The 21,355-nt window shown below is 50.0% G+C and carries 17 protein-coding genes; 7 read left to right on the plus strand and 10 right to left on the minus strand.

Annotation, left to right across the window (positions count from 1 at the left end; all coding sequences use genetic code 11):
• The first annotated feature begins 401 nt into the window (after nt 1-401).
• The 5 genes from OSH01_RS00005 (at nt 402) to OSH01_RS00025 (ending at nt 8,590) form a co-directional block, all read left to right on the plus strand.
• A complete protein-coding gene (locus OSH01_RS00005) occupies nt 402-2,174 on the plus strand; it encodes a ShlB/FhaC/HecB family hemolysin secretion/activation protein (RefSeq protein ID WP_266122010.1) in 1,773 nt (590 codons plus the stop codon).
• Nucleotides 2,175-2,514: 340 nt separating this feature from the next.
• Nucleotides 2,515-3,081 (plus strand): MarR family transcriptional regulator, encoded by a 567-nt coding sequence (locus tag OSH01_RS00010; protein ID WP_266122011.1) that lies wholly within the window; start codon nt 2,515-2,517, stop codon nt 3,079-3,081.
• A 327-nt stretch (nt 3,082-3,408) separates the two neighbouring features.
• On the plus strand, nt 3,409-5,124 hold the full coding sequence (locus OSH01_RS00015) for a collagen-like triple helix repeat-containing protein (RefSeq protein ID WP_266122012.1): 1,716 nt from the start codon (nt 3,409-3,411) through the stop codon (nt 5,122-5,124).
• A gap of 14 nt (nt 5,125-5,138) precedes the next feature.
• The gene (locus OSH01_RS00020) at nt 5,139-5,666 is read left to right on the plus strand and encodes a MarR family winged helix-turn-helix transcriptional regulator (protein ID WP_266122013.1); all 528 of its coding nucleotides are present in this window, start codon (nt 5,139-5,141) and stop codon (nt 5,664-5,666) included.
• Between the two features lie 170 nt (nt 5,667-5,836).
• Entirely contained in the window at nt 5,837-8,590 is a 2,754-nt protein-coding gene (locus OSH01_RS00025; protein ID WP_266122014.1) for a M16 family metallopeptidase, read from the plus strand.
• A gap of 78 nt (nt 8,591-8,668) precedes the next feature.
• On the opposite strand, the gene OSH01_RS00030 is transcribed toward OSH01_RS00025, so the two are convergent.
• Nucleotides 8,669-9,766 carry a filamentous haemagglutinin family protein gene (locus tag OSH01_RS00030; protein WP_266122015.1) on the minus strand — a complete coding sequence of 366 codons (1,098 nt, stop codon included), beginning with the start codon at nt 9,764-9,766 and terminating at the stop codon, nt 8,669-8,671.
• Between the two features lie 155 nt (nt 9,767-9,921).
• Here OSH01_RS00030 and OSH01_RS00035 point away from each other — a divergent pair, with 155 nt between their 5' ends.
• Entirely contained in the window at nt 9,922-10,140 is a 219-nt protein-coding gene (locus OSH01_RS00035; protein ID WP_266122016.1) for a hypothetical protein, read from the plus strand.
• 22 nt (nt 10,141-10,162) lie between these two features.
• Entirely contained in the window at nt 10,163-11,629 is a 1,467-nt protein-coding gene (locus OSH01_RS00040) for a phospholipase D-like domain-containing protein (protein ID WP_266122017.1), read from the plus strand.
• A 38-nt stretch (nt 11,630-11,667) separates the two neighbouring features.
• Here OSH01_RS00040 and OSH01_RS00045 read toward each other — a convergent pair whose 3' ends face one another.
• The 9 genes from OSH01_RS00045 to OSH01_RS00085 all read right to left on the minus strand — a co-directional run bounded on the left by OSH01_RS00045 (nt 11,668) and on the right by OSH01_RS00085 (nt 21,131).
• Nucleotides 11,668-12,984, minus strand: coding sequence for a TRAP transporter large permease (locus OSH01_RS00045; RefSeq protein ID WP_266122018.1), 1,317 nt, complete (start codon nt 12,982-12,984; stop codon nt 11,668-11,670).
• Nucleotides 12,981-13,475, minus strand: coding sequence for a TRAP transporter small permease subunit (locus OSH01_RS00050; RefSeq protein ID WP_266122019.1), 495 nt, complete (start codon nt 13,473-13,475; stop codon nt 12,981-12,983). The genes OSH01_RS00045 and OSH01_RS00050 overlap by 4 nt, the downstream gene beginning before the upstream one ends.
• 48 nt (nt 13,476-13,523) lie before the next feature.
• Nucleotides 13,524-14,522, minus strand: coding sequence for a TRAP transporter substrate-binding protein (locus OSH01_RS00055; protein WP_266122020.1), 999 nt, complete (start codon nt 14,520-14,522; stop codon nt 13,524-13,526).
• Nucleotides 14,523-14,648: 126 nt separating this feature from the next.
• Nucleotides 14,649-16,181, minus strand: coding sequence for a malonate--CoA ligase (locus OSH01_RS00060; protein WP_266122021.1), 1,533 nt, complete (start codon nt 16,179-16,181; stop codon nt 14,649-14,651).
• A gap of 2 nt (nt 16,182-16,183) precedes the next feature.
• The gene (locus OSH01_RS00065; protein ID WP_266122022.1) at nt 16,184-16,978 is read right to left on the minus strand and encodes an enoyl-CoA hydratase/isomerase family protein; all 795 of its coding nucleotides are present in this window, start codon (nt 16,976-16,978) and stop codon (nt 16,184-16,186) included.
• Nucleotides 16,975-18,288 carry a malonyl-CoA decarboxylase domain-containing protein gene (locus OSH01_RS00070; protein WP_266122023.1) on the minus strand — a complete coding sequence of 438 codons (1,314 nt, stop codon included), beginning with the start codon at nt 18,286-18,288 and terminating at the stop codon, nt 16,975-16,977. Before OSH01_RS00070 ends, OSH01_RS00065 begins: the two co-directional genes overlap by 4 nt.
• Entirely contained in the window at nt 18,278-18,955 is a 678-nt protein-coding gene (locus tag OSH01_RS00075; protein WP_266122024.1) for a GntR family transcriptional regulator, read from the minus strand. Before OSH01_RS00075 ends, OSH01_RS00070 begins: the two co-directional genes overlap by 11 nt.
• Nucleotides 18,956-19,127: 172 nt before the next feature.
• On the minus strand, nt 19,128-20,633 hold the full coding sequence (locus OSH01_RS00080; RefSeq protein WP_266122025.1) for a tripartite tricarboxylate transporter permease: 1,506 nt from the start codon (nt 20,631-20,633) through the stop codon (nt 19,128-19,130).
• Nucleotides 20,634-20,636: 3 nt separating this feature from the next.
• Nucleotides 20,637-21,131 carry a tripartite tricarboxylate transporter TctB family protein gene (locus OSH01_RS00085; RefSeq protein ID WP_266122026.1) on the minus strand — a complete coding sequence of 165 codons (495 nt, stop codon included), beginning with the start codon at nt 21,129-21,131 and terminating at the stop codon, nt 20,637-20,639.
• Nucleotides 21,132-21,355: the final 224 nt, after the last annotated feature.

Genomic DNA, 21,355 nt, shown 5'->3' on the forward strand with positions numbered 1-21,355 from the left:
TCACTAACATTCACAGCAAAAAAATAGTGACTAAACGTTACTTAAAAATCGTTATAAACATCAAATAGAAACAAATTTTTTCAATGAGGGATTCTCGAATAGCCGCTCTTTAAAGGGCAATGCGCAGGCATACCACCACCAAAGCAAGAAGAACTGCTTTACATTTCAAATACTTAAAAAAAATCCGTAAAAACATTTTTTTATGTAAAAAAAACACAAAAAAACGCAATAGAAAAAACCCTTACCCATCCCAGGAAAATTCACTAGCGTTAACCCTAGGAAAATGTAAAAAATAGAGCTTTAAAAAATTTAAATAAAAACCACATTAAGTTGAACTTAGCAGACAAAATCACCGCCTTACGGCACAGTAATAAGCTTTGTTTTCTGTGTGTGTTTTACTAATGGCCATTCCTAAAAAACAGCGCAGCATAGTCTCTCGTCCCACTACTCAAAAAAAAGTGGCTACCATCAGGGGACTGACTACCGCTTTATGCCTCACCTCTTTAAGCTTTGTTTGCACTCAGGTATTCGCCGACGCCCCTTTGCGAGGTAACCCAGTAGATGCGTTACCGTCCGTGCAAAGCCCTCCTAGCACCAGTCCTATTCGCCAACCACTCACTCTTCCCCAACCTGCTGTACAGTCCGCCTTACAAGCACGGCTAGAACAACAAGTTAAGGTTCAAAGCTTTGACGTCAGCGGCAGCCGCAGCATTCCATTTAGTGACATTAGTGGGCTATTAACCCCTCTTAGCGGACGCACCTTAAGCGTTGCTCAGTTGATCCAAGAGGTGAACCAGATCACCGTTCTGTATCAACAGGCCGGTTATCCGCTCTCGTTTGCTGTGCTACAAGAACAAGATTTTGCTCAAGGGAAGGTAAAAATTACTGTGGTCGAGGGCTACATCGGAACACTCACCTTGCAAGGTGACGCGGGTGCCACCGAACCTCGTATACGCCGTATTGCCCAAGCCATGCTAGAGGAAAAGCCGTTAACGCAAAGAACCCTAGAACGCACGATGAATTTATTGCGTACTATTCCTGGCCTGCAGTTCAAGCCTGACTTAAAACTGGCCACTCGCACCGACGGTAAGAGCGAGCTAATACTTGATCTGCAACACCAAAACGTGAGCGTCAATGCCAGCCTTGCTGAAATAGGATCCAGTACGCAAGCCATGCTGCAACTTAGCGCTAATAGCCTCACACCTTTAGGTGAAAAACTAACTATTACTGGAGCTTTGCCCACTACCTCAGAAGACGTTAAGTACATTGCGGGAAATCTGAGCATTCCGCTTGGTGGCAATGGCCTTACCTTGGATATTGATGGTTATCACTACCATTCGCACCCGAAAGATAATCAGTTAGAGCGCTTAGGCTGGAGCCGCACTGTCATTAACGAGCGCGTAGGGGCGGCCATTAGCTATCCATTTTTGCTCAACAACCGACAGAACTTAAAAGGCCATGCAGGTTTTTATGTCAGTCGGTCCAGCGATAACTATGCACGCGATGCAGACCAAGCATGGATTGCACAAACTACTGATTTACGCGTGCTAAAAGCCGAATTGGAGTATCGCGATGCCTCGTTACAACAATCCCGGGAACTACGCTTAGGTGTATATAGAGGCATAGATGGCATGGGCGCACGCAAAGACTTAAGCACCTACATACGGCCCACAGGGCAAAGCGCAGTGGATCTGAACTTCACCCGCTGGACGGCCAACTTTAAACAAACCCTAGTGCTACCGCAACAATTCGGGCTAAGCGTATCTGGCGCGGGGCAATTAAGTAACAATGCCCTACCCAGTAGTGAGCAAATTTCATTTGGTGCATGGCGTCACGGCTACGGCTATCCTCAGGGAGAGATTGCTGGAGACAAAGGCCTGGGAGTGACTCTTGAATTAAACCGCCGCTTTCAGTTAAATAATAACTGGCTCAATAGCATACAAGCTTATATTGCTCATGACTGGGCTCGCACATGGCAACAGCAAGCTGAACTAAGCATAGAGCCCACTAGCCGACGCCTCCGCTCGGCTGCTGTAGGCCTACGCTTTAGCAATAACAAACACTATTTAATTGATGTCAATGTTGCCAAACCGCTGGGGCCATTACCCACTAATGAGCGTAAACGCCACCTGCGCTACAACACCAACCTACTGTTCTATCATAACGCCCTCTAACCTAGCCCCCCTGCAAGAAAAGCGTTTTATAAGGTTATAAAACGCTTTATTACCTGCAACGATGTTACGTAACAAGCGTACAAACGTTACGTAACAGCACTAAAAAATAAGCGTAAATGCTTAATATATAATTTCCTCGCATTACCAAAAAAACCTAAGCCACTGATAACAAAGAATAAAAAACACAAATTAAAACTGGCACAATTCTTGCTTAGTGCTTTTCAGTTACACAAAAGCATCTTATCTCTAAGGAGAACGGCATGAATGACATAAAAAAAGCAGTATTTCACCCCTCTGAAAAGGCACCATTCCCGGGAGTGAACACAGCGGAGACCACGATATGATGAATCCAGTCATGCTTCCTGTACATGCCGCCCCTCTTATTGGCCGCCCAAGCTCAGCACCCAAAACACTGCCTGCTAGAGACATGTTTTCCGAGCATGTGCTGAATGATTTGAACCACATGCTCACTCGACAATACACCGTATACGCTGAAGCCATGAAAGCCGCCATTGCAGCAGAGGTGGGTATACCCTTAAATGACTACAAAGCGTTGGAATACATCATGGAGTTCGACGCTTTACCTACAGGCCAACTAGCTCAACTTTTAGATCTCAGCGCGAGCGGTGTCAGCGCTTTAATCAAACGCCTCACTGAAGCAGGGTACATAAAAAAGGGGCGACATCCTCTAGACAAACGCATAACGGCCTTATACCCCGTAGAAAGCACTTGCGCACCGTTAATGCGGCGCAAAGAGCAAGCGCTGGAATTGAATTTACGTGAGGTGGCCCGGCACAACCCCAACCAACTTATGGCTGTGTACGATTTTTTATTGAACAATGCCAACAACATGCGCTACAGCACAAATCGATGGTTAGATCTTAACTCGCTCGTATCGCGCTACTGAAACTCATACCCTAGCAAGTCTACGCAGACCGGCGCACAAGCTCCACAGTTTATAAAATAGAGACCAGAGCACACTTACCGCTGCAGCATCGCTGGCAGCGGTTTTTTTCCCCTCGCCCCAAGAGCGATGTTCCCCACACGGAACAGAACAAACGTAAGCAAAAGAAACAAAAGTTTTTATGCTACCAAAAAAACACCAAAGCACACAAATAAAGCAATAAAAAACAAGCGCTTATTAATCTTTCCCTGTAACACTAACCGCACTTAAAATTGGCATGAAAATTGCTTGTAGCTATTCAGTACTAATTAAGCACCCACGGAGGCGTATATGAAAGCAATACAACCCAAGCAATCAGACCTAGTAAGAAAAACCGCTCTTGCTCTGCTAATCGGCAGCAGTCTGGCACTCACCGCTTGCTCAGGCGGACTGACTGTCAAAGGCGGTACAGATACAGGAACAATCCAGCCCAATCCAGGCGATGAAGGTAATGGGGATGGGGGAAACAGTGGCGCGGGTGGCAATGGTGACGGTAATGGAGGCGGTGGCGATGGTGGCGGTAATAATGGGGGCGGTAATAATGGTGGGGGGGGTGATGGTGGAACCGACCCAGGCACCAACCCAGGCAACGACTCGGGCTACAAGGGTGTCCTAGCTCCTACCTTACAAAATACGGGCGAAGCGCTTGATAATGTCCTTCCACTGGATTTGGCCAATACCGCTGGGCAATTAGGCGGTTCCCTAGACACAGTAATAGAACCGCTTGTTAATCAAGTCACGACCTTGACGCAAGGTATAGGTGATGCAACCGGCCTAGGGAAAACGGTAGATGGTTTGGTCGGGCAAACAGGTAACCTTATCGTCGATCTGGGGCAGCAGCTAGGCCAAACCGCCCTGCCCCTGAACGTGGGCACCGGGGTCGGCGGTTTAGTGGAGGGGGTCGGGCTCGCCTTAGGGAGCACAGGAGGCTTACTAAATGGTACTGCGGACAATCCCGTGGGCAACACTCTTGGGCATCTCACCGGCGGCATTAACGACTTAACATCCTCTTTACTAGGGCCCGGTTCGATTGGCCATGACTTAACGAACAACTTAGGCCTAGATGGATTACTTAACGGAGAGCGCCAAGCAATTTTAGAGCCCGCCTTGGCTAATACCGGTACAGCGGTCGATAACTTGCTTCCCCTAGGCCTCAACAACACTCTGGGTGATACAGGAGCCGTATTGGATGGAGTCGTGTCACCCGTCGGAGCTGCGGTGACGGTCGTCACTCAACATCTGGGTGACTCTACCGGCTTAGGCCAACCGATTAATGCCCTGCTTGGCGGCCTAGGTTCCGCGTTAGCCCAAGCAGGTGGACAACTGGACCACACTGCTCCTATTGGCCTAGGAGGAACTGTGCAGCACCTTGGCCAGGCAATAAGTAGTGCTGGTGGCTTACTACAACCCACTACAGATAACCCTAATCCTTTAGGCCTGACCTTAGATCACGCTACGCAGTCGGTAGCTGCACTCACGGCTCCATTAGGAGGATCTGACGGTTTGTTAGGAGGACTAACGGGGGGCCTTCTAGGAGGCGATGCCAGTAACAATGGACTGCTAGCTCCCGTCACCAATCTATTGGCAGGAGTCACCGGCGGACTAGGGGGTGGTGAGGCTATGAATGCAGGCTTGCTGGCCCCCGTCACGAACCTATTAGGCGGGGTCACCGGCGGACTAGGGGGTAGTGAAGCGATGAATGCTGGCTTGCTGGCTCCTGTCACAAACCTGTTAGGCGGGGTCACCGGCGGACTAGGGGGTGGTGAAGCGATGAATGCTGGCTTGCTGGCTCCTGTCACAAACCTGTTAGGTGGGGTCACCGGTGGACTAGGAGGTGGAGAGGCTAGTAATCCTGGTCTGCTGGCCCCGGTCACGAATCTATTAGGTGGTGTCACCGGGAGCTTAGGAGCTAACGCACCTAGCGCTGACAGCAATTCCAATCAACAAGGTGGGTTGTTATCACCCGTCACCGGCTTGCTAGGTGGACTGGTAGGTAAAAGACCTTAATTTCCAGGAGTAATATGTCAGCACCTACAAGGCCTCACCTAGCACGCTCAAAGTCAGCTGACATGGAAACCGTGGAGCAGGATATAGCGCCTGATATCTTGCTTGAATTAACGCAGTTGCTAAACCAACACTTCACGGTACGCCAAGAGGCCGGCAGGTCACGCTTAGCCCAACAAGTTGGGCTAAGCCTTAATGAATACCGGGCTTTGGAGTTCATACAAGAATTCCAAGGAATATCAGCTCGTCAGTTGGCACAACTTCTAGACATCAGTAACGGCGGCATGCACGCCTTATTAAAGCGTTTAGAATCAGCCAACTACATATGGAAGTCACCCCATCCTACTGATAAACGCATCGTCGCGTTGCACCCTAACCCTGCTCGATGCGCAGACCTGTATAAACGCTCTGTCAAGCTAGAACACCTGCAGCATTTAATTCAAGAAGACCCAGTCAGAATGCTAGCAGTGTATGATTTTTTACTGAATCAAATCATACAAATGCGTCATACCAGCCAGCAGTGGCTAGTAGACAAGGGGCGCTAAGCCAACAACTCCTCTCCTCATACTCACGCCCCTAAATAGGGGCTTTTTTATAATGCCCTGCCCCCTAAAGCTACCCAGCCGTGCGAAGCCATGCTAAAAACAAAAAGCACCAAGGCAAATGGCCTTTTTTATCCATACACCGACGGTACGTACTGTAAGGAAAGTGATTCATGAGTTTTCCCGTTTTTAATTTACGCCGCTGCACGCGCCTGCTTTTTGGTGCCGGACTATTAAGCGCAAGCTTGACGGCTTACGCCCTGCCTGCTGGGATGAGTAAAGGCCCCAGCGTAGAGGGCGTAACGCAATACACCATGAAAAACGGCTTGCGCATTGTGTTGGCACCGGATGACTCTAAACCTACCACCACGGTCAATATGACCTACTTAGTAGGATCACGTCATGAGAACTATGGACAAACGGGTATGGCGCACTTGCTAGAACACATGATGTTCCGCGGCACGCCTACCTTGCGAAATGCCTTAGGCGAATTTTCTAAGCGTGGTTTACAGGCCAATGGCACAACCTCTAGTGACCGCACGAATTACTATGCTAGCTTTGCCAGCAACCCTAGCGAACTAGAATGGTATTTGGGCTGGCAAGCCGATATTATGGCCAATGCACTGATTGACAAACAAGACTTGCAAGCCGAAATGCCCGTAGTACGTAATGAAATGGAGGAAGGCGAAAACAATCCATTTCGAATTTTAATGCAAAGGCTCACCGCTATTTCTTATCAGTGGCACAACTATGGCAAAAGCACCATCGGTGCTCGTAGCGATGTAGAAAACGTAGATGTCGAACAGCTGCGCAATTTTTACCACGAGTATTACCAGCCAGATAACGCCGTTTTATTCGTAACGGGTGAGTTTGACACTGACCAAACTCTTGCTGTCATTGATAAAGCCTTTGGGGCCATTCCCAAACCCAACCGCACATTGCCGCCTGAATACACTGTAGAGCCAGTGCAAGATGGTACACGCACGGTAGAGCTACGACGCCAAGGTGGCACGCCACTAATCATGTCCAGCTACCACATTCCAAGTAGCGCCAGCCCCGATTACATCCCCCTTAGCTTAGGTGTGGGCATACTGGGTGATACCCCATCAGGCCCTTTATACAAAAATCTGGTCGATACCAAACTAGCCACGGGTGTTTTTGCCTACGACTCCGATAACTACGCTCCGGGTTACGCACTATTCGGTGCCCAGTTAAATGCAGACATGGACGTCAAGGCGGCAGAGGAAGCTCTGAACCGGACCCTAGAAACTTTATCAGAGCACCCATTAAGTGAAGCCGACCTAGATCGCATCCGCAGCAAATGGTTAGTCGCATGGAATAAAGCTTATGCCAATTCGGCGAGCCTTGCTAACGCCTTATCTGACGCTGCTGCAAACGGCGATTGGCGGCTTTTCTTCTTGCATCGTGACCGCGTTGAGGCCACCACTTTGCCTCAAGTACAGCAAGCGCTGGAAACCTGGCTCGTTGCCAGTAACCGTAGTACGGGTGTTTACTTACCCACGGAAAAACCAGTACGCGCCCCCGTCGCTGTTACGCCTGACATCGCCACACTGTTAGCAGACTATCAAGGTAAAGGAAACACCGCTGCGATAGAAGCCTTTGACCCCAGCCCAGCCAATATTGATGCGCGCACCGATCGCACCCCCCTCACCTTATCGGGAGATGCGGGTAAGGTTGATTTGGCTTTACTGCCCAAAGCGACTCGTGGCCAGCGAGTCGAGGCCCGATTACAGATTAATTTTGGCCAAGCGGCACAATTTAAGGACAAAGCAGCCATTGCTAGCGCTACAGCATCCTTGCTGGAACACGGAACCAACACCCTAAGTCGTCAAGAAATTGATGACAAGTTCACTGCCTTGCAAACACAGTACAGCTTTAGCGGTGAAGGAGGCACCTTGAATATCAGTTTATCCTCCACGCACGAGCACTTACCTCAAGCACTAGCCTTAAGCTTACAAGTACTACGTGAAGCCAACTTTCCTGAAGATGAACTGGCTAAATATAAACAGGCGGCGATTGCTGCTATCACGCAATCTAGCACTGACCCTTCTACTTTGGCCTACTATGCCCTAGAACGCTACCGTAACCCTTGGCCTAAAGGGGATATACGCTACACCCCCACCTTTGAAGAAAGCATTGCTGCCATTCAGGCCCTAGAACGCCCACAGCTACAAGCCTTTCAACAAGAGTTCTACGGTACCGGCAACATAGCCTTCAGCGCCGTGGGAGATTTCGACCCAGAGCAAGTACGTACTGTTCTCAAACAAGGCTTGGATAACTGGAAGCCAGCACCCGCTTACCAGCGCATTGAAACGCCCTATCACGCGATGCCGGCTAAACAAATCATCACCAACACGCCCGACAAGGCGAATGCTTTTTACTTAGCCAACCTACAATTTCCCTTACAAGACACCAACCCCGACTTTGCGCCCTTGTACCTGGCTAACTACCTACTGGGCCTGTCCGAGACCTCGCGCTTATGGAATAAAGTACGCGTGGAAGACGGCCTTTCCTACAACGTACGCAGCACCCTCGATGCCTCCAGTTATGAGCCTGATGCCAGTTGGGACATCTACGCGATTCATGCACCGGATAATAGCGCCAAACTGGAAACCACTATTCAATCCATATTGGCCACCACCCTGAAAGAAGGATTCTCTGATCAAGAAGTCAAAGAAGGTGCTAAGGCCCTGATCAATTATCGCAAATTGTCACGTAGCCAAGACCGCGTACTGAGCCGCGTATGGATCAACTACCTTGAGCAAGGGCGTACCTTCCAGTGGTCACAAGATATTGACGACCAACTGTTAAAACTGGATGCTAAAACTGTCAACGATGCTTTACGTAAATACTTGAAACCTGAAGACATGGTGATTAGTATCGCTGCCGACGAAAGTAAACAGTAAACCGCTAACACCTTTATAGTAAAAACAGGGCCTATTTACGTAGGCCCTGTTTTTTATTGCCACTTAGCCTCTAACACCCTACAAACCAAAGCGCTCACGCTCGGCAGCCGTTAACTGCGCCTGTTGGCCACCGGATAAATCGCCCCAGCCCACCACCTGCAAGGCCTGTAGGTCGTATGCCCCAGTTGCTGCGGCCACACTCGCAGCCGAGGACGCGTCCGGCATTTGCCTACTGCTTTGCCCCCCTGCCCCAAACCCTAACACCTGCACCTGAATCTGCGACGGCTGAGTGCTGCGGGCGGCGTCGCGGGTGCGGGCTAGGGTTTCTTGGGCGGCGGTGGCGGAACTGCTGGCGCTGGTGAGGGCGCCGACGTTGACGGTGACGGCGATGGGGATGCCTTTGGATTCGCCTTGGACTTGGATGTTTTCGGCGTTGACGACGTGTAGGGCGGCGAGGTTGACGTTGCCGGAGACGCGGATGCCGGCTTCGCCTGCGTCGATGGTGCCTAGGGGGGCGATGAGGTCCATGTCGCCGGGTGGGACTTCGGCGATGGGGGCGAGGGTGGCGATGCCGGCGCCGGTGCTGGGGACGTCGGGGTTGATGGTGACGTTACTGATGTTGTCGTAGACGCGGCGGGGTGGGGTGAAGATTTGAGTGGTTTTGGCGCCGCGGCCGGCGTTGATGTCACCTTGGGCAGACCAGGCCAAAATATCCCCACCGAAGGTGGTCATGATGCGGCTTTGCCCAAGTAAAATACTGTCTAAAGAGTAAAGCTGTATATTGATTACCTGATCACTCTGCGCATGGGCAGTGGCTGCTGGAGCCAACGGTTGCAAGGCAAAGCCATTGGCCTTTAGCTTGACGCGTAAGCCAGAGCCTTGCAGCAAATGCGCTAAGGCAGCACTCGCGGTGTACCTACCTTGCAAAGCTGGGCTGTACTTATTCCTGAGCAAGCGGCTTTCATAAAGTACCGAGCGCCGCGTGATCTTGCTGTATTGCACCAAGCTTTCGTGCATGGGCGCCGCTTGCAAATCAAACAGATACTGTTGCTCGGTGTTTGTTTGCGCCCAAGCGCTAGAGCACACACAGGAAGCTAGTGCTATTAACCATACCTTGAGCAAGGTGTTCCCACACTTGCCAGCGCCACCTTGAGTCACGCTTATGCACAAAGACAAGGCCCCCTAAAACAATCAATAACAGCTACATGAATGCAAGGAGGGTAGCGACATCACATGACCAGCGCATGACAAAAGCAAAACAAAGGAGTTATTTCTAGTAATAAAAGCGGCATAATCATGCCGACTGCAGAGTTTTCGCCTATTATTTGTGCATGAGTAATTTCCCTGATTGGAATAGCATGCCTCGCGGCTGGGACTGGCTGGCTCAGGACGAAGACGGCACATGGTATTGGTATAGTCAGCGCCCCGAGCCTAGTTACGGTGGAGGGGTGTGGCGTGCCCACTCTAGCAAACAACAATATGCAAGTAGCGGAATTGCTAACCCAGACTGGATCTTAAGCCTACAGACCCGTCCATTGCCCCCCCTATAACAAGACAGAAGCTTTACATCGCATGAATGATCTAACCCTTGCCTTGCATTTACTCGTACGTGACTATTGGCACATTATTATTCTTGTTTTAAGTTTAGTAGTGGGCGCTAGTGCTGCCATCCACGCTGCCATGACTAAAAATGATGTAAGGGCAGCCATTAGCTGGGTGGGCGTCATTATTATGTCCCCATTACTGGGGCCGGTTCTGTATCTGATTGCTGGTATCAACCGCGTAAGGCGAAAACATCTACTGGAAAGCCGGGACCAAAACTTTAAGGATCACACCCACTATCCTGAGGCACCTGTGTCCGATGTCAGTGAACTAGTCGGCCCTCAATTTCGGTCTTTGCACATATTGGGCGATAGGGTCAGCCGCTTTCAACTACGTAATGGGAACCATATTCAAGTATTAGCCGGTGGCGACATGGCCTACCCCGCTATGCTGGAGGCCATTAACCAAGCCCAACATACTATCGCTTTGCAAAGCTATATTTTTGACAATGACCCCATGGGTAAAAAGTTTGTGCATGCCCTGGCAGAGGCGCACGACAGAGGGGTAGAGATACGCGTACTGATTGATGCTATTGGGGTCAAGTATTCACACCCACCTATTCATGGGCTATTACGGCGTAAAGGCATACGTTGTGCACTTTTCATGACCAACCCCTTGGGTATGCGCATGCCTTATGCCAATTTACGCAGCCACCGTAAAATACTGATTATCGATGGTTACCGTGCCTTTACAGGCGGCATGAATATACGGGCAGGATTTAGTTCAGAGTTTAGCCAAGGTAAGCCCGCCCATGACACGCATTTTATGGTGGAAGGCCCTGCGGTAGTACAACTGGTGTCCTCGTTTGCTTACGACTGGCAGTTCACTACGGGCGAAATGCTATCGTATCAACAATGGTGTGCCGACTCCTGGAATCCACCCAAGCCTTGGGTGCCATTGCGCTGTATACGTTCCGGCCCAGACCGCTTTATTGCTAGTACCCATCATATGCTTCAAGGGGCTTTCGCCGTCGCGCAACGTCATATACGAATTCAATCGCCCTACTTTCTGCCTGACCAAACCTTAATGGGTGCGCTGAACACAGCAGCGCGGCGAGGGATTCAAGTGGATATTCTGATTCCCGGTCAGAACAATTTAAAACTAGTGAACTACGCCATGATGGCCCAATTGGATCAAGTACTGCAGGCCGGTTGTCGGGTGTGGCTCTCTAGTGGTGCGTTCGATCACTCTAAACTGATCACTATCGATGGGGCCTGGTCGTATGTGGGCTCTTCTAATATGGATCCCCGCAGCCTGCGCTTAAATTTTGAGCTAGATATAGAGGTATATTGCCGCTCCACTGCCCGTCAAATCGAAAATCTGATTGATGCTCAAATTGAAGAAGCCACTGCGATTAGCCGTGAAGATTTGGCTGCCCAGCCGTTTCGTAAACGTTTACGGAATCGTATTATTTGGTTGTTTAGCCCCTACCTGTAAAGGTAGGGGCATGGTATTGGTACCAGCAGCGAACTACCTTAGAGCGCTGGCCCCATCACCAGATCGGGCAAGAAGGTCACGATACCTGGGAAAACACATAAGATTACAATCGCCAGCATCATGACCAAGACGTAAGGCAAAGATCCCCAAAGAATTTCTTTAGTGGGAATGTCAGGCGCAATAGAGTTGATAACAAAGAGGTTCAAACCTACAGGTGGAGTAATTAAACCAATCTCCATATTAATAGTTAGCACCACGGCAAACCAATATGGATCAAACCCAGCGTTCACCACAATGGGGAACAATAACGGCGCAGACATCACAATCACTGCAACCGGCGGCAAGAACATACCTGCGAACAATAAGAACACATTGATCAGGCCCATCAGTGCCCAACGGTTGATTTCTAAAGTGGCAATCACTTCAGCTAAAGACTGGGTGATATATAGGGATGACAAGGCAAAAGCAAAGAGCTCCGCTGCTGCCATGATCATCATAATCATCACGCTTTCACGCATGGCTGAGGCAAAAACCGGGCCATAATTGCGCAAACGGATGCTACGGTAGGCGATCAGCACGACTAATAGGGTCAGCATCGCTCCTGCACCGGCAGCCTCTGAAGGAGTGGCCACCCCACCGTACAGCACATACATCATGCCTGCAATAATTAACAGCAACGGCAAGATACGCGGTAAGGCCTCCAACCTGGCGCGCCAACCGTGGCTCATCTGTACAGGCTGAAAACGGAACCCTTTACGTTTGGCATCAATAATTGCCCACGTCATAAACATGACGGTCAACATAAGGCCGGGCAGCACACCAGCTAAAAACAAACGTCCGATTGAGGTTTGGGTCGCGATACCATACACAATCATGGTGACCGAAGGCGGAATCAAAATACCGAGTGTGCCACCTGCTGCAATAGAGCCCGCCGCCACCGAGGAAGGATAACCACGCTGGGTCATCTCGGGAATGCCTAGCTTGCCAATGGCCGCGCAAGTCGCTGGACTAGAACCCGTCATGCCTGAAAAGATCGCGCAGGCACCTATATTGGATAACACCAAACCACCGGGCACCTTATACAGCCAACGATCTAAAGAGCGATACAACTCACTGCCCGCCGGCGTACCCGCTACTAACGCCCCCATCAGCACAAACATAGGAATGGCTACATAAGCCAAGTTACCTATCCCTGCAAACATAGTTTCGGCTAGGACATAGATAGAATCTAGGCCCATACTGAGAAATAGCCCCAACACAGCCGCCAGTCCCAAGGCGAAGGCAATCGGCATGCCTGTGATCAGCAACAGGCATAAACCCGCAATTAAAATAAAACCACTTGTCGCAGGCGTCATACTTCCTCCTTGGCGCAGCACAACTTCAATAGTTCAGCAATATACTGCAACACCAGCAGTAAAAATCCCACGACAATAGGTGTCAGGGGCCACCACAAAGGTAAGGCTGCCACACTGGGCGTGGTCCACCCACCTTCGAACGCTTCCCACCAGTGCAAGCCGAAAGCGATCAGCATGACGATACAAAATGCGAGTCCAGCGATACTACCCAGAGCATCCAACACCTTCCGTTTGGTACCAGAGACCAACATCTGCACCACATCCACACCCACATGACCTTTAGTCATTAACACGTAAGGCGCACCAATAAAAATGGCTGCAGTGGCTGAAAACACGACCGCCTCGGTCTGCCAAATCGTGGCCGCTTTAAAAAAATAACGCATTAGTATCATCTGACACACCACTACCATGGCCAAGAACAGCAACAGAACTGCTACCCCAGCGCCTAAACGTGACAGTGCCTGGACTGAGCGTATATAACGATCAATCATTCCTACTCCTTGTGAGGAAAACAGCGGGCTCCTCGCCCGCTGCGGGACTTACTCGACTGCTAGCGCTTTTTCAAGCAGCTCTTTGCCACCCGGCACTTTTTCAGCATAATTTTTATACGAGGACTCTTTAGCCACATCCATCCAAGCATCAAAATCATCTTGGCTCAACGAGACGACTTCTACTCCCGCCTTGGTAAAGATGTCTCTCATGCGCTGCTCACCTTTACGTGACTCGTCATCAAAGTATGCCTCAGCTTTTTCTGCCCCAGCCTTAATCGCGGCACGTTGTGCATCATTCAGGCTGTCATACACTTTTTTAGACATCAGGATAGGTTCATACATAAACCACACCGCATGTTCGCCTGGAGCCGTCAAGCATTTCACCTGCTCTTGCAATCGGTACGAGACAAAGCTGTCGTTGGACGTATTCGCAGCATCTAGTACCCCTGTCTGCATCGCTGTATATACTTCTGACGATGGCATAGAAGAAATCGAAGCACCTGCTGCTGCTAGCATTTGCTCAAACGCAGGGCCTGCTGCACGAATAACTTGGCCCTTAATACTGTCAGGATGCTTAATACATTCTTTCTTACTAGCAAAACCGCCTGCCAGCCAAGCATCGGCAATCACCACTGCACCGTTACGCTCGATCAAGGCTTTCACATCCTCCATAAACGGCGATTCGTTTAACCGCTTAGCATGATCATAGTTACGCACCAAACCTGGCATTAAGGTGATGGAAAACTGTGGCACGCGGCCCGAGGCATAATCTAGCGGAAAGGCGGACATATCCAACTGCCCACGCGTCATTGCCCCCCACTGTTCTGCCGGTTTATATAATGATGAAGCAGGAAATACTTGCATCTTTAAGCCTACATCCGCAGCGGCTACTTCCTTAGCGAGTATTTGCACCATCTCATCTCTGGGATCTCCTTGCCCTCCGGGGAACTGATGCGATACCCGCAAGACGCGATCGGCTGCTTGCGCGCCGCCTGCCAACATCAGCAAGGACAGACCCAAACCTGCCGCAAAATACGTTTTTTTCATCGTTGTCTCCTGATAGTGATTTCTATGTTTTGCCTGCTGTTTACTACCACGGTACTACTAGATACTACTGGGAGCTCTAGGCTCCCTAGCGCTGGCACCTTACTTACACCGAAATACCAGTGCCCGTTACGCGTACTGCTCGCGCAATACGTTTTTTTGCACCTTACCCATTGTGTTACGCGGTAAGCTTTCTACAATATGAATTTGCTTGGGCTGCTTGTAGTTGGCCATATTACTTTTCAGTAAAGCCTGTAGCGCCGCTACGTCCAACGTGACACCCTCGTGAGGCACCACTACCGCGACCACTGCTTCGCCAAAATCTTTATGGGGCACACCGATTACAGCCGACTCGTTAACCCCTTCGAAGGTATCAATCAATAGCTCAAGCTCTTTGGGGTAAACGTTAAAACCACCGCTAATAATTAAGTCTTTACCACGGCCTACTATGCTGAGGTATGGCTGTGTTGCGCCAACGTCTGTCCACTTACCCATATCACCAGTGCGAAACCAGCCATCGCCGGTAAACTCTTCGCGGGTTTTTTCTGGCATGCGCCAATATTCGGCAAACACGTTGGGGCCGCGCACTTGCACATGACCTATTTGCTCCAACTGGGACAATATTTCACCCTCGTCATTCATAATACGCACTTCGACATCAGGAAGTGGGACGCCGACCGTGCCACCGACACGCGGCCCCTGATCGGACAGATAGGGATTAGAGGTCAGCATAACGGTTTCACTCATGCCGTAACGCTCTAGAATGGTGTGTCCGGTGCGCTCGGTAAATTGTTGGAACGTATCCAGTAAAAGCGGCGCCGAGCCAGAAATAAATAAGCGCATTGAGGCGCACGTCTCGCGAGTGAATCTAGGCTCGTTTAACAGACGCACGTAGTAGGTGGGAACGCCCATCATAACGGTGGACTGAGGCAAATACTTCAAGGCTTGCTCAATATCCAGACGCGGTAACCAAATCATGCGTGCCCCGGCTAATAAGGCACCATGCGAGGCGACAAATAAGCCATGCACATGAAAAATAGGCAACATGTGCAACAGCACATCGTCTGACTGCCAGCCCCAGAACTCTTTAAGCACGATGGCATTGGACGACAGATTCTCATGCGATAGCATGGCCCCTTTGCTACGCCCCGTTGTACCCGAGGTGTACAGAATAGCCGCCAAGTCATCCGCCTGACTTTGTACTGTCGTAAATTGCTGGCTTTTGCTGGCTGACTGCTCCATCACCGAGCCTTGGCCTTGCGCATCCAGTGTTAACACATGAGCAATCTGTGCCTCTTTCAAGGTCGCTTGCATTGCCTCAACGCGTGCAGGATCCAACACCACTAGCTCAGGCTCTGCATCCTTTAAAAAATACGCTAACTCAGCCGCGGTATAGGCCGTGTTCAAAGGCAGATATACGTACCCAGCACGCAAGCAGGCCAAATACAACATTAAGGCTTCGGGGCTTTTCTCGACTTGCACTGCTACCCGCGCACCCGGTTGCAGGGCTAAATCTGTTAGCAAGTGAGCGATACGCGCACTGGTGTGCTCTAAGTCGTCCCAACTGTAATCCCGCGTGGGCGTATGTATCGCTACCGCCCCCCTATCGGCAGCAAAGCCTTGTGACAAGATAGCGTATAAATTAGCGTTCTGTAAGCTCAAGATCAGTCTCCAATAAAAACAGGTTCTTCACCCGCCAAAAAGGCACGCACCCCTTCCTGATGGTCGTGCGTGGGGGCGTAAGCAAAAAAATCTCGGTATTCAGCTTGGCTTAGAGCGACAGGAACAGGGCTTAGGCGACGTAGCATGCGCTTATTTAAGCGCGCAGCTCGAGCACTACCTTGCTTGATGCGTTGTACGCTTTGGTTTACCTCAGCCGCTAACTGTTCAACATCCACTAAGCGCGTCAACAAGCCCTTTTCCCATGCCTGCTGGGCAGTCAAAATACGCCCCTCTAGTAGAATCTCACTGGCCACCGCTAAACCGGCCAAACGTAATAGACCAATCATTTCTTCGGGCGCCATGGGAAAACCCAACTTATTAATGGGTGCCCCAAACCGGGCGTTACGACTGGCGATTCGCATATCGCATTGCGCAGCGATCTCCAAGCCTCCGCCCACACATACGCCTTCAATTTTGGCAATCAGCGGATGAGGACACGCCGCTAAGGCGTGCAAGGCAGGTGCCAGAATACGGCGGTGATAATGCATAACGCTTTCCAGATCATGCCGTTGGGCGGGAAACTCGCTGATATCTGCCCCAGCCGCGAAGTTCCCGTCCATGCCCTGCACAATCACAGCGCGAATGCTCATGTCTTGATTGATCTGCTGCATGTGGCCGCACAAGCTATGCCACATATTGATTGACAAGGCGTTCAGCTTACCCGGATGCGATAAGCTTAAGGTCACTACATTGTCGGCATCATGCCGAAGAATCTGACCTTTTTCTGCTGTACTCATAACCATCTACTCGTTAAACGCGACTTAGGTTTACCTGCCGCCAGTGCTTGCATGTTGGCATCCAACTGATCAAGCTCATACAGGTAGTTCACCATCATTCCACAAGACTGCTGCATACCCTTAGGTGAGCAATCAGCGGCCCAGTTCAGACGCTCAATTCGAGCCCCATTACCCAAATGGAAACGTGCTACCGAATCGACTAACTGATCGTTGCGCATGCTCATCAAATACGCACTCGCAAAACGCAATGCAATCCGCTCAATGGCTTCGTTACGCTCTTGCACCGCCGTGCTAATACGAATAAGCCACTTGCGTCCAGAATCGGGATCGCCTGCCGCCAAGCGTTTTTCTGTTTTATCCGTGAGATATTCTTGCAAACTATCGCCATCTTGTTTTTCTAGCCAGCGAGTAAAACCTGGAATTGGCGACAGCGTTACAAAGGTTTTTAGCTGGGGATAATCTTTCATTAAGGCGTCGATCACGCGCTTTAATAAGAAGTTTCCGAAGCTAATACCCCGTAAACCGGCTTGCGTATTGGAAATAGAATAGAAGTTAGCACAGCGCGCTTTACTCAAATCGGTGTCTGAGCCCTCGGGGTCAAGCAAGTGCTGAACACTATCGGCCATGTTTTGTGTTAAGGCGATTTCCACAAAAATCAAAGGAATATCAGCCATGCGCGGATGAAAATAGGCGTAGCAGCGGCGCGTGCCCGTCAGTCTGTGTTTCAACTCAGACCAAGAGTTAATTTCATGCACTGCCTCGTACTCGATTAGCTTTTCCAATAAAGATGCCGGAGAATCCCACGTAATGGGACGTAATTGCAACATGCCCACATCAAACCAGCTAATCAATAAAGGTTTTAGCTCTTTGTCTAACTCTTGCAACTCAGGCCGCTCTTTCATGGCGGCGAGAATATCAGCGCGCAAGCGCACCAGTGGGTGCAAGCTGTCTGCACGCGCATACAAGCGCCGGAAAAACAACGCGCCTTGTTGCCCAGACAATACCTGTTCGCGCCTAGCTAAGGCTAACTCGCTGAGCATCGTTAAGCGTTTATTTTGATCGCCTTGCTCATAACTGAGCAGCCACTTATCCATTTCTTGATTCGCAGCGTTATCCGTCAGCGCTGCCGTCAGTAAGGCTTGTAAACGCTCTTGGCTATCGTTACGATTTTTTTCTAGCAAACGACCTAAGCGATCTCGCCAGCCACGCACCACTTTCATGGCTCCACCTTGAGGGAGCTCCTCGGTATCAGGTAATGGTTCCGAGACTACCGCTACGGCTCTTTCTTTGCTCTTTTCCTCAGTCATCATTGCTTGCTCCTTGAGCTAAGTGGGCCAACTGATGCAGCACTGCAATTTGCTTCAATAAGTGGTCCTGAGTAATGGATTGCGCTAAGGCAGCATCACGCTGCTTTAAGGCGGCAAAAATAGCTAAATGTTCTGCACAGGACTGCTCAATACGCCCTGGAAACGATAAAGTCTTATGTCGATAAAGACATAAGCGATTGCGTAAACTATCCACCAAACCAGATAACCACGGGTTATTCGCTAAATCCTGAATGGCCTTGTGAATAACTTCGTTGGTTAAGTAGTACTGACTTGTGTTACCCGCTTGGGCATACTCTTGCAACTGCTGGTGCACAGGCTCTAAACGCTCTAAGTCCTCATCTTGAATCAGTAAAGCGGCTTCATAAGCACAACGCCCCTCAAGCATGGCCATCAAGGGAAAAATCTGGTCTAGGTCGGCAAGATTTAATTCATTCACAAAACACCCGCGCCGTGGCTCCAAGCGCATTAAACCTTCCGACACCAGCACTTTCAGAGCTTCTCGCAGGGGCGTACGCGAAATACCTAGCTCCTCAGTCAGACTTAGCTCATCCACCCATGAGCCCGGCGCTAATGTGCCCTTGGCGATCATGTCCCGCAAACGGGCTGCCACCTCTAGGTACAACACTTGCTGGACGATACGCTGACTCATTTTTGTCCTCTTGGAAGCGTGTTAATTGTGCAATGATTAATTAGTAATTCATAATTACAGAGATAGACTACCAAGCTCTTGCCTAAAAACTTATCCCTAAAAACCCTTATGACACGTATAAAACGCATAAAAAAACGCCCCCTAAGGAGCGTTTTTGTCTACTGCAACGTCGTTAAACTATATGTCTACGAGCCCGTAATGCGCGCGAGCGTAACTGCTTATACAAGACAAAGAGCAGCATCATTATCACAATCGCCATAAACGTACCGGATAAAGGACGTGTAAAGAAAGTGCTGAAGTCACCACGCGATAACAATAAAGCGCGACGGAAGTACTCCTCTAGCATAGGCCCAAGCACATAACCCAGTAGTAAGGGGGCGGGCTGGAAACCCAACACTGCGGCAATGTAGCCAAATACCCCTAGGCCTAGGACGACATACACATCGAACAGATTATTGTTGGAACTGTAAACTCCAATGGCCACGAGGAACAAAACCACCGGGAAGATGAGTCGATACGGCACCGACAATAGTTTTACCCACATGCCAATAAGTGGAATGTTCAGAATCATCAACATCACGTTACCGATCCAGAAGCTAACTAACAGCCCCCAAAACAACTCGGGATGCTCAGTCATCAACTGAGGGCCGGGCGTAATATTGTGAATCATCATGGCGCCCAGCATTAAGGCCATTACCGCATCACCAGGAATCCCTAAGGTTAAGGTAGGGATAAACGCAGTGATTGCCGCTGAGCTGTTTGCCGACTCAGGGCCTGCAACCCCTTCAATCGCCCCTTTACCAAAACGGCTAGGATCTTTAGCGACTTTTTTCTCAATCGCATAAGACATGAACGAGGCCATGGTACCCCCTGCACCAGGTAAGATACCCAGCACTGAGCCTATACCCGAACCACGAGCAATAGCCCCCATGGATTGCTTCATTTCACCTTTAGCGGGACGAATAGAGGTACTACTGACCGCCTTGGCAATCAGTGTACCTTCACCGATACGACCAGCATTAGCCAATACATCCGATATCCCGAACAAGCCCATCGCCAACGCCACCAAAGCCAGGCCATCTTGCAGTTCTACAATACCAAAGTCAAAACGAGCCACCCCGCTATTAACGTCAGTACCGACTACGCCAAACAGCAAGCCTATGACTACCGAGGCCACGCCTTTCAAAGGTGAGCCTGTGGTCAGCACCGAGGCGGCCAATAAGCCCATCACCATCAGCGCAAAATACTCCGCTGGCCCAAACAAAAATGCCACGTCAGTCAGCAAAGGACTGAAGAACATCATCAATATGATACCGACCATCACGCCGATGAAAGAGGCGAACATGGCCATAAAAATAGCAGGGCCACCGCGCCCTTGACGGGCCATTGGGTGTCCATCCACACACACCACAGCGTGCGACGCAGTTCCTGGCAAATTGAGCAAAATGGAGGTCGTAGCACCACCAAAGCTAGTGCCGTAATACAGCCCAGCCAACATGAGTAGCCCCCCTACTGGATCAAGTCCGTAGGTGACGGGCAGCAACATGGAAATAGCGGCTAAAGCACCGATACCTGGGAGTACGCCAATCAAGTTACCGAGAAAAACCCCGACAAACGCATAGATTAGGTAGTTCCAAGAAAAGGCCGTCTGAAAGCCCAGTATTAGGTTATCTAACATGACTTAACCCCAAGTAAAGAGCGGAAACTGCAATTGCAGACCATAATGGAACAGGCCCACTGCGGCCAAGGTCACCCCTATAGCCAAGAAGATGGAACTTTTAAGGCTATTAGCTTTGTCACCCAACGCGGCTACTAAAATCAAAATGAACGTCGCGGGCACTAAACCACCGTATTTCCCTACCAAGATAAACAGCAGCATAGAAGCCACAATCGCAATCCAGGGCCTCACACGCTCGCCCCAGCTCATACTCTTTTCCTCGGTGTCGTCGGAAGGCTCACCTAATAAAGCCAACTCTTGACTATCATCGGGCAGCACAAAAATGAGCACGCCAAAAACCAGTAATAACACCCCTAAGGATAAAGGAAAATATCCCGGTCCCATTCTGGATGCCGTGCCGATGGTGTACTCCAGGCTCTGCATCACTGTCCCTAAACCCAATACGATCAGCAAGCCCGATGAAGCCAGCTTCCTGCGTTTTAATAATTGTTTATTCATATCCATACTTTAAAAAAGCACGACCCATGTCGTCACCGATAACCGGTGAAGAACCCCTGTCGATAGTTAATGACTATCTAGGGGCGGAGTCTAAACAATAAAAAACACAGGCATCATTACAAAACAGCAATAATGTCCACCCACACCCGCAAACACCTTATTTCATGCGCCTTAGCAGACGACAGCGGGTTTACACCTAAGGCTGTAAAAGACACGAAAACGAC

The sequence above is a fragment of the Alcaligenes endophyticus genome, assembly GCF_026344035.1.
Classification (GTDB): domain Bacteria; phylum Pseudomonadota; class Gammaproteobacteria; order Burkholderiales; family Burkholderiaceae_B; genus Alcaligenes; species Alcaligenes endophyticus.